A 13,348-nucleotide genomic window follows, 5' to 3' on the forward strand; every position below is an offset into this window, starting at 1 on the left:
GGGTTGGGCGCCTGCCGCCCATGACCGACTTACTACGCCGTAGGTCCCCGCACCGCACCCGTCCCGCCTCTGAGCGGGGAGAGGGATGGCGCATACAGGAAACCCCGGCGAGAGAGGCCGAAGGCCAATTCATGACCATGACTGATCCGATCGCAGACATGCTCACGCGTCTGCGTAACGCGAACTCGGCTTACCACGACTCGGTGTCGATGCCGCACAGCAAGATCAAGTCGCACATCGCGGAGATCCTCCAGCAGGAGGGCTTCATCACCGGCTGGAAGGTCGAGGACGCCGAGGTCGGCAAGAACCTCGTCCTGGAGCTGAAGTTCGGCCCGAACCGCGAGCGTTCGATCGCCGGCATCAAGCGCATCTCCAAGCCGGGTCTGCGTGTCTACGCAAAGTCCACCAACCTGCCGAAGGTCCTCGGCGGCCTGGGCGTGGCGATCATCTCCACGTCCCACGGTCTCCTGACCGGCCAGCAGGCGCAGAAGAAGGGCGTAGGTGGGGAAGTCCTCGCCTACGTCTGGTAGTCGGGAACGGAGGAAAAGCTCATGTCGCGAATCGGCAAGCTCCCCATCCAGGTTCCCGCCGGTGTGGACGTCACCATCGACGGCCGCACGGTCGCCGTGAAGGGTCCCAAGGGCACCCTCACGCACACCGTCGCGTCGCCGATCGAGGTCACCAAGGGTGAGGACGGCGTCCTGAACGTCACCCGCCCGAACGACGAGCGTCAGAACAAGGCCCTGCACGGCCTGTCCCGCACGCTGGTGGCGAACATGATCACCGGTGTGACCCAGGGATACACCAAGGCGCTCGAGATCAGCGGTGTCGGTTACCGCGTCCAGGCGAAGGGCTCCAACCTGGAGTTCGCCCTGGGCTACAGCCACCCGATCGTCGTCGAGGCGCCGGAAGGCATCACCTTCAAGGTCGAGTCCCCGACCAAGCTGTCGGTCGAGGGCATCGACAAGCAGAAGGTCGGCGAGGTGGCGGCCAACATCCGCAAGCTGCGGAAGCCCGACCCGTACAAGGCGAAGGGCGTCAAGTACGCCGGCGAGGTCATCCGCCGCAAGGTCGGAAAGGCTGGTAAGTAGCCATGGCATACGGCGTGAAGATCGCCAAGGGCGACGCCTACAAGCGCGCCGCCCGCAAGCGTCGCCACATCCGTGTCCGCAAGTACGTCTCGGGTACGCAGGAGCGTCCCCGTCTGGTCGTGACGCGGTCCAACCGCCACATGGTGGCCCAGGTCATCGACGACGTCGCGGGTCACACGCTCGCGTCCGCGTCCACCCTGGACGTCTCCATCCGTGGTGGCGAGGGCGACAAGAGCACCCAGGCCAAGCAGGTCGGCGCACTGGTCGCTGAGCGCGCCAAGGCCGCAGGCGTCGAGGCCGTCGTGTTCGACCGCGGAGGCAACCAGTACGCCGGGCGGATTGCCGCTCTGGCTGACGCCGCCCGTGAAGCCGGGCTGAAGTTCTGAGCCCCGGTTCCTACGCACAGCGGACGTAACAGAGAGAGGTAAATCCAATGGCTGGACCCCAGCGCCGCGGCAGCGGTGCCGGTGGCGGCGAGCGGCGGGACCGGAAGGGCCGTGACGGCGGCGCAGCTGCCGCCGAGAAGACCGCGTACGTCGAGCGCGTCGTCGCGATCAACCGTGTCGCCAAGGTTGTGAAGGGTGGTCGTCGCTTCAGCTTCACCGCGCTGGTCGTGGTGGGCGACGGTGACGGCACCGTCGGTGTCGGCTACGGCAAGGCCAAGGAAGTTCCCGCGGCCATCGCCAAGGGCGTCGAGGAGGCCAAGAAGAACTTCTTCAAGGTCCCCCGCATCCAGGGCACCATCCCGCACCCGATCCAGGGCGAGAAGGCCGCGGGCGTCGTCCTGCTCAAGCCTGCTTCCCCCGGTACCGGTGTTATCGCCGGTGGCCCGGTGCGCGCCGTCCTGGAGTGCGCCGGCGTTCACGACATCCTGTCGAAGTCGCTCGGCTCCGACAACCAGATCAACATCGTGCACGCGACCGTGGCAGCCCTCAAGGGCCTGCAGCGTCCCGAGGAGATCGCGGCCCGCCGCGGTCTGCCGCTCGAGGACGTCGCCCCTGCGGCCCTGCTCCGTGCGCGTGCGGGGGCGGGTGTGTGATGGCTCGCCTCAAGATCACGCAGACGAAGTCGTACATCGGCAGCAAGCAGAACCACCGCGACACGCTGCGTTCGCTCGGGCTCAAGCGCCTGAACGACGTGGTCGTCAAGGAGGACCGCCCCGAGTTCCGCGGCATGGTGCACACCGTCCGCCACCTCGTGACGGTCGAGGAGGTCGACTGACATGGCGGAGAACAAGCCGCTGAAGGCCCATGACCTCCGGCCCGCCCCGGGCGCCAAGACCGCCAAGACCCGTGTGGGTCGTGGTGAGGCGTCCAAGGGTAAGACCGCCGGTCGTGGTACCAAGGGCACCAAGGCCCGCTACCAGGTTCCGGAGCGCTTCGAGGGTGGGCAGATGCCCCTCCACATGCGTCTCCCGAAGCTCAAGGGCTTCAAGAACCCGTTCCGCACCGAGTACCAGGTCGTGAACCTGGACCGTCTCGCGGCCCTCTACCCCGAGGGTGGCGAGGTCACCGTGGCCGACCTGGTCGCCAAGGGTGCCGTGCGCAACAACCACCTCGTCAAGGTCCTCGGACAGGGCGAGATCTCCGTGGCGCTGCAGGTGACGGTCGACGCCGTCTCCGGCTCCGCCAAGGAGAAGATCACCGCCGCCGGCGGTACCGTCACCGAGCTCGTCTGAGACGACTCGATGGCCTGAACATCCGACCGGGGATGCCTCTCATTTGGGGCATCCCCGGTTGGTCGTTCCTAGGGGGGCATGGTCGCCGGTAAGGTGGCGTGCGTTGTTGTGTGGTAGCCCCTGGCCCCGGCCCGGGGAGCCGCTGATTTGTTTCGTATTTGTCGAACCTCAAGACCGTCACCTCTTCGCATTGCGCGGGGGTCGCAGGAGGCACCGTGCTCACCGCGTTCGCCCGGGCGTTCAAGACGCCCGACCTGCGCAAGAAGCTGCTGTTCACGCTCGGCATCATCGTGATCTATCGGCTCGGGGCGCACATCCCGGTTCCGGGAGTGAGCTACGAGAACGTCCAGATCTGTGTGGATCAGGCCAGTAAGGGCAACAACAGCCTCTTCGGCCTGGTGAACATGTTCAGTGGCGGCGCGCTGCTGCAGATCACGATCTTCGCGCTCGGCATCATGCCGTACATCACGGCCAGCATCATTCTCCAGCTGCTGACCGTGGTGATTCCCCGACTCGAGGCGCTCAAGAAGGAGGGGCAGAGCGGCCAGGCCAAGATCACGCAGTACACGCGTTATCTGACCGTCGCGCTCGCCATCCTCCAGGGCACCGGTCTGGTGGCCACCGCCACCAGCGGCGCGCTGTTCAGCGGCTGCCCGGTCGCCGACCAGATCGTGCCGAACCAGTCGATCTTCACCACCATCATCATGGTGATCACGATGACCGCGGGCACCGCGACCGTGATGTGGCTCGGTGAGCTCATCACCGACCGCGGCATCGGCAACGGCATGTCGATCCTGATGTTCATCTCGATCGCCGCCAGCTTCCCGGGCGCCCTGTGGGCCATCAAGACCAGCGGCAAGCTGGCCGACGGCTGGATCGAGTTCGGCACCGTCATCCTGATCGGCTTCGTGATGGTCGGGCTCGTCGTCTTCGTCGAGCAGGCCCAGCGCCGCATCCCGGTGCAGTACGCGAAGCGGATGATCGGCCGCAGGTCGTACGGCGGCACCTCGACGTACATCCCGCTGAAGGTGAACCAGGCGGGTGTGATCCCCGTCATCTTCGCTTCTTCGCTGCTCTACATTCCCGCCCTGATCGTGCAGTTCTCCAACTCGAACGCGGGCTGGGCGACCTGGATCCGGGACAACTTCGTCAAGGGCGACCACCCGTACTACATCACCGCGTACTTCCTCCTGATCGTCTTCTTCGCCTTCTTCTACGTGGCGATTTCGTTCAACCCCGAGGAAGTCGCCGACAACATGAAGAAGTATGGTGGGTTCATCCCGGGTATCCGGGCTGGTCGACCTACTGCCGAGTACCTGAGCTACGTGCTCAACAGGATTACTTGGCCGGGCTCGCTGTATCTGGGCCTGATCGCTCTGGTGCCGACAATGGCGTTGGCAGGCTTCGGTGGTGCCAATCAGAACTTCCCGTTCGGCGGGACGAGCATCCTGATCATCGTGGGTGTGGGTCTGGAGACCGTGAAGCAGATCGAGAGTCAGCTCCAGCAGCGCAATTACGAAGGGTTCCTCCGCTGATGCGAATCGTCCTCGTCGGGCCGCCCGGTGCCGGCAAGGGAACGCAGGCTGCGTACCTTGCCAAGAACCTGTCGATTCCGCAGATCTCCACGGGCGATCTCTTCCGCGCCAACATCAGCCAGGGCACGGACCTTGGCAAGCGGGCCCGTGCCTTCATGGACGCGGGGCAGTTGGTTCCGGACGAGGTCACCATCGGGATGGCCAAGGACCGCATGTCCCAGCCGGACGCCGAGAACGGGTTCCTGCTGGACGGCTTCCCGCGCAACGTGGGCCAGGCCGAGGCTCTCGACGCCATGCTCAAGGACGAGGGCACGAAGCTGGACGCGGTCCTGGACCTGGAGGTCCCCGAGGACGAGGTGGTCAAGCGCATCGCCGGCCGCCGGATCTGCCGCAACGACGGCTCGCACGTCTTCCACGTCGCGTACAACCCGCCGAAGACCGAGGGCGTCTGCGACGCCTGCGGCGGCGAGCTGTACCAGCGCGGCGACGACAGCGAGGAGACGGTGCGCACCCGGCTGGAGGTCTACCACACGCAGACCGAGCCGATCATCGACTACTACCGGGCGCAGAACCTGGTGGTCACCATCTCCGCGCTCGGCAAGGTCACGGACGTGACCGAGCGGGCGATGGAGGCCCTGAAGTCCGACGAGGACTGAGCGGGACCTTCGCAGTACTCCTACAGTCGGCCGCGGCGTCCTCGGGCGCCGCGGCCGACTGCGTGCGCCGTATCGTTGAGTACGCCGCACCCGTCACCCTTCGATGCAGAGAGGCGCCGCACCATGGTGCAGATCAAGACCCCGGAGCAGATCGCCAAGATGCGTGAGGCGGGCCTGGTGGTCGCTGCCATTCACGCGGCCACCCGGGAGGCGGCGGTTCCCGGCGCCACGACGGCGGACCTGGACCGGGTCGCCCGCAAGGTCATCGCCGACCACGGCGCGAAGTCGAACTTCCTGGGGTACGGCGGTTTCCCCGCGACGATCTGCACGTCCGTCAACGAGGTCGTCGTCCACGGCATCCCGGACGACAAGACCGTCCTCAAGGACGGCGACATCATCTCCATCGACGCCGGCGCGATCGTCGACGGCTGGCACGGCGACGCCGCGTACACCGCGTTCGTGGGCACCGGTCACGCACCGGAGCTGGTCGAGCTGTCCCGGGTGACCGAGGAGTCCATGTGGGCCGGTATCGCCGCGATGAAGGTGAACCACCGCCTCGTCGACATCTCGAAGGCGATCGAGTCCTACATCCGCCGCCAGCCCCGTCCGGCGACCGGCAAGTACGGGATCATCGAGGACTACGGCGGCCACGGCATCGGCACCGAGATGCACATGGACCCGCACCTGCTGAACTACGTCTCGCGGGGGCGCGGCAAGGGCATCCGGCTGGTGCCCGGCGTCTGCCTGGCGATCGAGCCGATGGTCTCGCTCGGTACGGCGAAGACCGAGGTGCTCCAGGACGACTGGACCGTGATCACGACGGACGGCACCTGGTCCTCGCACTGGGAGCACTCGATCGCCCTGACCGAGCAGGGCCCGCTGGTCCTGACCGCCCCCGACTGCGGGCGGGCGAAGCTGGCGCAGTACGGCATCGAGGCGGCGCCGGACCCTTCCCCGAGGTCTTGAGGACCAGGGGAGACCCCATTGGCTGACCCGCTCGGCTGACCCGTTCGGCCGATACGGTGCCGCACGGCCGGAGCGGCCCGCGCGGGGCTTTAGGGCGGGCGGGGCGATTCGACCCCCTTGTGGAGGTCTAAGGATCTACTCCGCCGGGCAAACTTGACGGATTCGTCTTTTGGAGTCCGCTGACGTAGACTGACGCGTCGGCTCTCGTGCATCCGTGTGTCCACATGTCCACATCCGATGCCGGAAGCCGATCAAGGTAGCCGATTCGAAGGGCGAAGCGTGGCCAAGAAGCAAGGTGCCATCGAAATTGAGGGCACCGTGATCGAGTCCCTCCCGAACGCCATGTTCAAGGTGGAGCTCCAGAACGGTCACAAGGTCCTCGCGCACATCAGCGGCAAGATGCGGATGCACTACATCCGGATCCTCCCGGATGACCGGGTCGTCGTGGAGCTCTCTCCGTACGACCTGACGCGTGGCCGGATCGTCTACCGCTACAAGTAGATCTTGCCCGCGCCGCGCTCCGTCGCGGTGATGGCACTGACCCGGAGAACCTGACATCCCATGAAGGTCAAGCCGAGCGTCAAGAAGATCTGCGACAAGTGCAAGGTGATCCGCCGCCACGGCCGGGTCATGGTCATTTGCGACAACCTGCGCCACAAGCAGCGCCAGGGCTGACGCACGACCACCTGCATCTCGCAGCACTTCGCGCGACGCACGCAACAACGTACATACGCAGAGTCCGTCCAAGCTTCGGCTGACGGCACCTCCGGCGGGGGCCGGGGACCCGGACGTACCACCTCTCGGACGAGGGGTCGGCGGTCGGGAGCGGCTCTGCGGAAGACCCCCGACACGACAACTGGAGCCATTTCATGGCACGCGTTTCAGGTGTTGACATCCCGCGCGAAAAGCGCGTGGAGGTCGCCCTCACCTACGTCTTCGGCATCGGGCGCACCCGGTCCAAGGAGATCCTCGCCGCCACCGACGTGAACCCGAACACCCGCGTTCGCGACCTGGCCGAAGAGGACCTGATCAAGATCCGCGAGTACGTGGACGCCAACCTCCGCACCGAGGGCGACCTCCGCCGCGAGATCCAGGCCGACATCCGCCGCAAGGTCGAGATCGGCTGCTACCAGGGTCTGCGTCACCGCCGCGGCCTGCCGGTCCACGGCCAGCGCACCAGCACGAACGCTCGTACCCGCAAGGGCCCGCGTCGCGCGATCGCCGGTAAGAAGAAGCCGGGCAAGAAGTAGTCCTCAGCGGACGCACTGCGGCTGTCCGGGCCACCGGAACCCGCAGCAACCAGCGGTCTTCGCTGTAGGACCGATCACCTCCCCTCTCCATCTGGAGTCAAGACATGCCCCCCAAGGGACGTCAGGGCGCAGCCAAGAAGGTGCGTCGTAAGGAAAAGAAGAACGTCGCTCACGGCCACGCGCACATCAAGAGCACGTTCAACAACACGATCGTCTCGATCACGGATCCCTCGGGCAACGTGATCTCCTGGGCCTCGGCCGGCCACGTCGGCTTCAAGGGCTCGCGCAAGTCCACCCCCTTCGCCGCGCAGATGGCCGCCGAGTCGGCCGCCCGCCGCGCGCAGGAGCACGGCATGCGCAAGGTCGACGTCTTCGTGAAGGGTCCGGGCTCCGGCCGCGAGACCGCGATCCGTTCGCTCCAGGCCACCGGCCTGGAGGTCGGCTCGATCCAGGACGTCACCCCCACCCCGCACAACGGATGCCGGCCGCCCAAGCGCCGTCGCGTCTGATCTTCGCGCGGTAGAGCACCGCGGGTCCGGGCGGTACGGCCCCTCTTCGGGTCGTACCGCCCGTACCCTTGTCAGTACCTGGGGGCGTCAAATAGTGGGCGCCCACGACTGAAGGAACGCAACAATGCTTATCGCTCAGCGTCCGTCGCTGACCGAAGAGGTCGTTGACGAGTTCCGCTCCCGGTTCGTGATCGAGCCGCTGGAGCCGGGCTTCGGCTACACCCTCGGCAACTCCCTCCGCCGCACGCTCCTCTCCTCGATCCCTGGTGCCGCCGTCACCAGCATCCGGATCGACGGTGTCCTGCACGAGTTCACCACCGTGCCGGGCGTCAAGGAGGACGTGACCGACCTCATCCTCAACATCAAGCAGCTGGTCGTCTCCTCGGAGCACGACGAGCCGGTCGTGATGTACCTGCGCAAGCAGGGCCCCGGCCTGGTCACCGCCGCGGACATCGCCCCGCCGGCCGGTGTCGAGGTGCACAACCCGGACCTGGTCCTGGCCACGCTGAACGGCAAGGGCAAGCTGGAGATGGAGCTGACCGTCGAGCGCGGTCGCGGCTACGTCTCCGCCGTCCAGAACAAGCAGGTGGGCCAGGAGATCGGCCGTATCCCGGTCGACTCCATCTACTCGCCGGTGCTCAAGGTCACCTACAAGGTCGAGGCGACCCGTGTCGAGCAGCGCACCGACTTCGACAAGCTGATCGTCGACGTCGAGACCAAGCAGGCCATGCGGCCGCGTGACGCCATGGCGTCGGCGGGCAAGACCCTGGTCGAGCTGTTCGGTCTGGCGCGCGAGCTCAACATCGACGCCGAGGGCATCGACATGGGTCCGTCCCCGACGGACGCCGCGCTCGCCGCCGATCTTGCGCTGCCGATCGAGGAGCTGGAGCTCACGGTCCGCTCGTACAACTGCCTCAAGCGCGAGGGCATCCACTCGGTGGGCGAGCTGGTGGCCCGTTCCGAGGCCGACCTGCTCGACATCCGCAACTTCGGTGCGAAGTCGATCGACGAGGTCAAGGCGAAGCTGGCCGGCATGGGCCTGGCGCTCAAGGACAGCCCGCCCGGATTCGACCCGACCGCCGCCGCCGACGCCTTCGGCGCCGACGACGACGCGGACGCTGGTTTCGCGGAGACCGAGCAGTACTGAACCGCCTCCGGCCGGGGCGCCCGGGATTCCCGGGCGCCCCGGACCGGGGTTCGGGCCCTGTCCTCCCTGCGGGACGGGCCCGGCCTGGAACTCCCGCGTGGCGTCCGCCGCGCGGGAACTGACACCGGTACCTGACACGGCCGGTGCAGCACACAAGGAGAAGAACCATGCCGAAGCCCGCCAAGGGTGCCCGTCTGGGCGGCAGCGCCGCGCACGAGAAGCTGCTTCTGAACAACCTCGCGAAGTCGCTGTTCGAGCACGGCCGCATCACCACGACCGAGGCCAAGGCCCGCCGCCTGCGTCCGGTCGCCGAGCGCTTCATCACCAAGGCGAAGAAGGGCGACATCCACAACCGTCGCCTGGTGCTGCAGTCGATCACGGACAAGGGCGTCGTCCACACGCTCTTCACCGAGATCGCCCCGCGGTACGAGAACCGCCCCGGTGGTTACACCCGCATCACCAAGATCGGCAACCGTCGTGGCGACAACGCCCCGATGGCCGTGATCGAGCTGGTCGAGGCGCTGACCGTGGCCCAGCAGGCCACCGGTGAGGCCGAGGCCGCCACGAAGCGCGCGGTCAAGGAGGACGCCCTGAAGAAGGACGCCGCCGAGGCCGTCGAGGACGCCAAGCCGGCCGAGGCCGCCGAGGCGGAGTCCAAGGACGCCTGAGTCCTGGGGACTACCCGAGTCCGAGGACGCCTGAGCGTTCCGAGACCGCTGGACGGGCCCGCATCACCCTTCGGGGCGGTGCGGGCCCGTTCCGTAGGCACGGGCAGAAAGAGATCTGTGGGTGAGTGACGGTGGCTGACGAGGTGGAGCCCGGGTCCGTACGGCTGCGGCTGGACCTGGCGTACGACGGCAAGGACTTCTCCGGCTGGGCGAAACAGACCGGGCGGCGGACCGTGCAGGGCGAGATCGAGGACGCGCTGCGGACCGTGACCCGTTCGGCGCGGACGTACGACCTGACCGTGGCCGGACGCACGGACGCGGGGGTGCACGCGCGGGGGCAGGTCGCCCATGTGGACCTGCCGGACGAGGTGTGGGCCGAGCACGGCGACAAGCTGCTGCGGCGGATGGCCGGACGGATGGCGTCCGATGTGCGGATCTGGCGGATCGCCGAGGCCCCGACCGGGTTCAACGCCCGCTTCTCGGCGCTGTGGCGTCGTTACGCGTACCGGGTCTGCGACCGTCCCGGCGGCGTTGATCCGCTGTTGCGCGGTCATGTCCTGTGGCACGACCGGCCGTTGGACGTCGACGCCATGAACGAGGCGGCGGCGCGGATGACCGGCGAGCACGACTTCGCGGCGTACTGCAAGAAGCGCGACGGTGCCACGACCATCCGCACGCTCCAGAAGCTGAGGTGGGTGCGCGACGAGACGTCGGGCATCCTGACGGCGACCGTGCAGGCCGACGCGTTCTGCCACAACATGGTGCGGGCGCTGATCGGCGCGGCGCTGTTCGTCGGGGACGGGCGCCGCGAGCCCGAGTGGCCCGCCCGGGTGCTGGCGGCGCGGGTACGGAACCCGGGGGTGCACGTGGTGCGCCCGCACGGCCTGACGCTGGAGGAAGTCGCCTACCCGGCGGACGAGTTGCTGGCCGCCCGGGCCGAGCAGGCGCGCAATGTTCGCACGCTGCCCGGGGCGGATGGCACCGGTGCCGGTGGCGACCGGGACGACGCGGGCTGCTGCTGAGCGTCCGCCGGACGCGGGGCCCGGAGCTCGGGGCGGCAGGACTACGGGGCGGATCGGGGTCCGCGGCCCCGGACGGCCCGTCAGCCGGTCCGGGCGGTGGCGGCCGCGGATGCCTGGAGCTCGCCGCGGTGGTGGATCTGACGGAACGTGAAGTTCGTCAGGTCGTTGCCGGTGGTGTAGACGTTCTTGTCGTCCGTGGTGACGTTCTTGCCGTCGGTGAAGCCGCTGATGGAGAAGTAGGCGTAGCGGCCGTAGGAGTTGGCGGTACGGCGGCAGACCGTGCCGGCGGGGCAGAAGGCCGGTACGTCGGCGCCGCCGAGCGCGACGATGCCGCCGGTGGACTGCTGGGCCGCCCGCCGGGCACGGGCCTCGGTGGGGAAGACGGCGATGCCGACGGTGACGGCGACGCCGTCCTTGGCGTAGGTGGCCCGGACGACCTGCTCGCAGCCGTTGGCGGTGAGGACCTGGCCCAGTCCGCTCTTGGTGGGGGCGGCGCAGTTCTCCGTGCGATGGGTCGCGCCCTTGACGTAGACGCGGTCGCCCATCGTCAGCTTCTTGCCGGGGAAGAACGCGTCGACGGTGATCGGCGCCTTGTCCTTCCCGGCGTCGGAAATGTAGTCCTTCGGGTCCGGCGGGGGCGGTGGGGCCACCGAGGAGAAGGACGGCTCCGGGCCGGCGGTCTCGTCGGGCAGGTCGGCCGGTTCGGGGAGATGATCGGCGTTCTTGCCGGTGCTCGTGCCGTTGTCGCCCTTGCCCGTCGTGACGACCGCCGTGGCCACGATGGCGCCCACCGCGGCGGTGGCGAGCACCCCGCCGCCGATCAGCAGCCACTTCTTGCGGCGACCCCGCGCCGCGGACGCGTCGGCGAGCGCTGCCCAGTCCGGAGTCGGTGCGCCTCCGGGCCCCCACGAGGGCCCCCCTTGCCCAAAGCTCATGCGGCGCATCCTAATGCGGTGCGTCCTGGTGCGGTGGGGCGGAACATAATCCGTTTGGGCCGGTATCGCGCGACCGTGACAATGCTGCGTATGGGACATCTCGAAGCGGGCCACCTGGAGTACTACCTACCGGACGGGCGGGTGCTGCTCGGTGATGCCTCGTTCCGGGTGGCGGACGGCGCCGTGGTCGCCCTGGTCGGGGCCAACGGCGCAGGGAAGACCACGCTGCTGAAGCTGCTCTCCGGGGAGCTCCAGCCGCACGGCGGCTCGGTCTCGGTGAGCGGCGGCCTCGGGGTGATGCCGCAGTTCGTGGGGTCGGTCCGGGACGAGCGCACGGTCCGGGACCTGCTGGTCTCCGTGGCCCAGCCGCGTGTCCGGGAGGCCGCGCTGGCCGTGGACCGGGCCGAGGAGCTGATCCTCACGGTCGATGACGAGGCCGCGCAGATGGCGTACGCGCAGGCCCTGAGCGACTGGGCGGAGGCGCGCGGCTACGAGGCCGAGACGGTGTGGGACATGTGCACCACGGCCGCGCTCGGCGTCCCGTACGAGAAGGCGCAGTGGCGCGAGGTGCGCACGCTGTCCGGCGGGGAGCAGAAGCGGCTGGTGCTGGAGGCGCTGCTGCGCGGGCCGGACGAGGTGCTGCTGCTCGACGAGCCGGACAACTACCTCGACGTCCCCGGCAAGCGCTGGCTGGAGGAGAGGCTGAAGGAGACCCGCAAGACGGTCCTCTTCGTCTCCCACGACCGCGAACTGCTCGCCCGCGCCGCCGAGAAGATCATCAGCGTGGAGCCGAGCCCGGCGGGCAGCGACGTATGGATGCACGGTGGCGGCTTCGACACGTACCACCAGGCCCGCAGGGACCGGTTCGCCCGGTTCGAGGAGCTGATGCGGCGCTGGAAGGAGGAGCACGCCCGGCTGAAGGCGCTGCTCCTGCGGCTGCGTCAGCAGGCTTCGAACAGCGACGACATGGCGTCCCGCTACCGGGCCATGCAGACCCGGTTCAAGAAGTTCGAGGAGGCGGGTCCGCCGCCGGAGCCGCCGCGCGAGCAGGACATCAGGATGCGGCTGCGCGGCGGGCGGACCGGCGTGCGGGCGGTGACCTGCGAGGGGCTGGAACTGACCGGGCTGATGAAGCCGCTCGACCTGGAGGTCTTCTACGGGGAACGGGTCGCCGTCCTCGGCTCGAACGGCTCGGGGAAGTCGCACTTCCTGCGGCTGCTCGCGGGCGAGCCGGTGGCGCACACGGGGACGTGGAAGCTGGGGGCCAGGGTGGTGCCGGGGCACTTCGCGCAGACGCACGCCCACCCGGAGCTGCTGGGGCACACCCTCGTCGAGATCCTGTGGAAGGAGCACGCCAAGGACCGGGGCGGAGCGATGTCGGTGCTGCGCCGCTACGAGCTGGAACGGCAGGGCGACCAGCCGTTCGAGAAGCTGTCCGGCGGGCAGCAGGCCCGGTTCCAGATCCTGTTGCTGGAGCTGGCCGGGACGACCGCGCTGCTGCTGGACGAGCCGACGGACAACCTGGACCTGGAGTCGGCCGAGGCCCTGCAGGACGGTCTGGAGGCGTACGAGGGGACGGTGCTGGCCGTCACGCACGACCGGTGGTTCGCGAAGTCCTTCGACCGGTATCTGGTGTTCGGCTCGGACGGTGTCGTACGGGAGTCGAAGGAGCCGGTCTGGGACGAGCGGAGGGTCGAGCGGGCGCGGTGAGCCGGGGCCGCCCTGCGACGGGCGGTCCGGTTGCGCCCGCGCGGTCGGTGGTCGGGTTCCGTCCCGGCATCCGCGCATCCGTGCGGTGAGCGGTGTGTGGCAGGGGTGTCGCCGCCTCCCGTACGGGTGCCGGGAGGCGGCGACGGTGTGGGGGAGCGGCGTCGGCCCGCCCGGACGTCCT

General features: G+C 68.4%; 18 protein-coding genes. 17 read left to right on the top strand and 1 reads right to left on the bottom strand.

Annotated features, from left to right (window positions below; translation table 11 throughout):
* Window positions 1-131: 131 nt before the first annotated feature.
* From rpsH to truA, 16 genes are all read left to right on the top strand, one after another.
* Window positions 132-530 (top strand): 30S ribosomal protein S8, encoded by a 399-nt coding sequence (gene rpsH, locus AMK22_RS19800; protein ID WP_019888762.1) that lies wholly within the window; start codon window positions 132-134, stop codon window positions 528-530.
* 21 nt (window positions 531-551) lie between these two features.
* Window positions 552-1,091 (top strand): 50S ribosomal protein L6, encoded by a 540-nt coding sequence (gene rplF, locus AMK22_RS19805; protein WP_073786788.1) that lies wholly within the window; start codon window positions 552-554, stop codon window positions 1,089-1,091.
* A 2-nt stretch (window positions 1,092-1,093) separates the two neighbouring features.
* The gene (gene rplR / locus AMK22_RS19810) at window positions 1,094-1,477 is read left to right on the top strand and encodes a 50S ribosomal protein L18 (RefSeq protein WP_073786790.1); all 384 of its coding nucleotides are present in this window, start codon (window positions 1,094-1,096) and stop codon (window positions 1,475-1,477) included.
* Between the two features lie 47 nt (window positions 1,478-1,524).
* Entirely contained in the window at window positions 1,525-2,130 is a 606-nt protein-coding gene (gene rpsE / locus AMK22_RS19815) for a 30S ribosomal protein S5 (protein WP_073786792.1), read from the top strand.
* Window positions 2,130-2,312 (top strand): 50S ribosomal protein L30, encoded by a 183-nt coding sequence (rpmD, locus tag AMK22_RS19820; RefSeq protein WP_005313525.1) that lies wholly within the window; start codon window positions 2,130-2,132, stop codon window positions 2,310-2,312. The genes rpsE and rpmD overlap by 1 nt, the downstream gene beginning before the upstream one ends.
* 1 nt (window position 2,313) lies before the next feature.
* On the top strand, window positions 2,314-2,769 hold the full coding sequence (gene rplO, locus AMK22_RS19825) for a 50S ribosomal protein L15 (RefSeq protein ID WP_073786794.1): 456 nt from the start codon (window positions 2,314-2,316) through the stop codon (window positions 2,767-2,769).
* A gap of 215 nt (window positions 2,770-2,984) precedes the next feature.
* Window positions 2,985-4,304: a preprotein translocase subunit SecY gene (gene secY / locus AMK22_RS19830; RefSeq protein ID WP_073786796.1), complete on the top strand. Its 1,320-nt coding sequence runs from the start codon at window positions 2,985-2,987 to the stop codon at window positions 4,302-4,304.
* Window positions 4,304-4,960: an adenylate kinase gene (locus tag AMK22_RS19835; RefSeq protein ID WP_073786798.1), complete on the top strand. Its 657-nt coding sequence runs from the start codon at window positions 4,304-4,306 to the stop codon at window positions 4,958-4,960. Before secY ends, AMK22_RS19835 begins: the two co-directional genes overlap by 1 nt.
* A gap of 123 nt (window positions 4,961-5,083) precedes the next feature.
* A complete protein-coding gene (gene map / locus AMK22_RS19840; RefSeq protein ID WP_073786800.1) occupies window positions 5,084-5,926 on the top strand; it encodes a type I methionyl aminopeptidase in 843 nt (280 codons plus the stop codon).
* A 279-nt stretch (window positions 5,927-6,205) separates the two neighbouring features.
* Window positions 6,206-6,427, top strand: a complete 222-nt coding sequence (gene infA, locus AMK22_RS19845; RefSeq protein ID WP_003956442.1) for a translation initiation factor IF-1 — start codon at window positions 6,206-6,208, stop codon at window positions 6,425-6,427.
* A gap of 60 nt (window positions 6,428-6,487) precedes the next feature.
* Window positions 6,488-6,601 carry a 50S ribosomal protein L36 gene (gene rpmJ, locus AMK22_RS19850; RefSeq protein WP_003956441.1) on the top strand — a complete coding sequence of 38 codons (114 nt, stop codon included), beginning with the start codon at window positions 6,488-6,490 and terminating at the stop codon, window positions 6,599-6,601.
* A gap of 194 nt (window positions 6,602-6,795) precedes the next feature.
* Complete coding sequence (gene rpsM, locus AMK22_RS19855; RefSeq protein ID WP_073786802.1) at window positions 6,796-7,176, top strand: 30S ribosomal protein S13; 381 nt, start codon at window positions 6,796-6,798, stop codon at window positions 7,174-7,176.
* 104 nt (window positions 7,177-7,280) lie between these two features.
* A complete protein-coding gene (gene rpsK / locus AMK22_RS19860) occupies window positions 7,281-7,685 on the top strand; it encodes a 30S ribosomal protein S11 (protein ID WP_003956432.1) in 405 nt (134 codons plus the stop codon).
* 124 nt (window positions 7,686-7,809) lie between these two features.
* A complete protein-coding gene (locus AMK22_RS19865) occupies window positions 7,810-8,832 on the top strand; it encodes a DNA-directed RNA polymerase subunit alpha (protein WP_073786804.1) in 1,023 nt (340 codons plus the stop codon).
* Window positions 8,833-8,999: 167 nt separating this feature from the next.
* Window positions 9,000-9,500 carry a 50S ribosomal protein L17 gene (rplQ, locus tag AMK22_RS19870; protein ID WP_073786806.1) on the top strand — a complete coding sequence of 167 codons (501 nt, stop codon included), beginning with the start codon at window positions 9,000-9,002 and terminating at the stop codon, window positions 9,498-9,500.
* Between the two features lie 131 nt (window positions 9,501-9,631).
* On the top strand, window positions 9,632-10,522 hold the full coding sequence (gene truA, locus AMK22_RS19875; RefSeq protein ID WP_073786966.1) for a tRNA pseudouridine(38-40) synthase TruA: 891 nt from the start codon (window positions 9,632-9,634) through the stop codon (window positions 10,520-10,522).
* 80 nt (window positions 10,523-10,602) lie between these two features.
* Here the strand turns inward: truA and AMK22_RS19880 are convergent, their stop codons facing one another.
* A complete protein-coding gene (locus AMK22_RS19880) occupies window positions 10,603-11,457 on the bottom strand; it encodes a hypothetical protein (protein ID WP_073786967.1) in 855 nt (284 codons plus the stop codon).
* Between the two features lie 81 nt (window positions 11,458-11,538).
* On the opposite strand from AMK22_RS19880, the gene AMK22_RS19885 reads away from it, so the two are divergent.
* A complete protein-coding gene (locus AMK22_RS19885; RefSeq protein ID WP_199883273.1) occupies window positions 11,539-13,167 on the top strand; it encodes an ATP-binding cassette domain-containing protein in 1,629 nt (542 codons plus the stop codon).
* Window positions 13,168-13,348 lie beyond the last annotated feature (181 nt).

The sequence above is a fragment of the Streptomyces sp. CB01580 genome (genome assembly GCF_001905795.1).
GTDB lineage: Bacteria > Actinomycetota > Actinomycetes > Streptomycetales > Streptomycetaceae > Streptomyces.

What these genes read in the sequence shown, in the direction of transcription:
- rplQ (WP_073786806.1), top strand. Translation starts at nt 9,000, where the DNA reads ATGCCGAAGCCCGCCAAGGGTGCCCGTCTGGGCGGCAGCGCCGCGCAC.
- AMK22_RS19835 (WP_073786798.1), top strand. Translation starts at nt 4,304, where the DNA reads ATGCGAATCGTCCTCGTCGGGCCGCCCGGTGCCGGCAAGGGAACGCAG.
- rplO (WP_073786794.1), top strand. Translation starts at nt 2,314, where the DNA reads ATGGCGGAGAACAAGCCGCTGAAGGCCCATGACCTCCGGCCCGCCCCG.
- rplR (WP_073786790.1), top strand. Translation starts at nt 1,094, where the DNA reads ATGGCATACGGCGTGAAGATCGCCAAGGGCGACGCCTACAAGCGCGCC.
- rpmJ (WP_003956441.1), top strand. Translation starts at nt 6,488, where the DNA reads ATGAAGGTCAAGCCGAGCGTCAAGAAGATCTGCGACAAGTGCAAGGTG.
- map (WP_073786800.1), top strand. Translation starts at nt 5,084, where the DNA reads ATGGTGCAGATCAAGACCCCGGAGCAGATCGCCAAGATGCGTGAGGCG.
- rpsM (WP_073786802.1), top strand. Translation starts at nt 6,796, where the DNA reads ATGGCACGCGTTTCAGGTGTTGACATCCCGCGCGAAAAGCGCGTGGAG.
- rpsH (WP_019888762.1), top strand. Translation starts at nt 132, where the DNA reads ATGACCATGACTGATCCGATCGCAGACATGCTCACGCGTCTGCGTAAC.
- AMK22_RS19880 (WP_073786967.1), bottom strand. Translation starts at nt 11,457, where the DNA reads ATGAGCTTTGGGCAAGGGGGGCCCTCGTGGGGGCCCGGAGGCGCACCG.
- AMK22_RS19865 (WP_073786804.1), top strand. Translation starts at nt 7,810, where the DNA reads ATGCTTATCGCTCAGCGTCCGTCGCTGACCGAAGAGGTCGTTGACGAG.
- AMK22_RS19885 (WP_199883273.1), top strand. Translation starts at nt 11,539, where the DNA reads ATGCTGCGTATGGGACATCTCGAAGCGGGCCACCTGGAGTACTACCTA.
- rpsK (WP_003956432.1), top strand. Translation starts at nt 7,281, where the DNA reads ATGCCCCCCAAGGGACGTCAGGGCGCAGCCAAGAAGGTGCGTCGTAAG.
- rpmD (WP_005313525.1), top strand. Translation starts at nt 2,130, where the DNA reads ATGGCTCGCCTCAAGATCACGCAGACGAAGTCGTACATCGGCAGCAAG.
- rpsE (WP_073786792.1), top strand. Translation starts at nt 1,525, where the DNA reads ATGGCTGGACCCCAGCGCCGCGGCAGCGGTGCCGGTGGCGGCGAGCGG.
- rplF (WP_073786788.1), top strand. Translation starts at nt 552, where the DNA reads ATGTCGCGAATCGGCAAGCTCCCCATCCAGGTTCCCGCCGGTGTGGAC.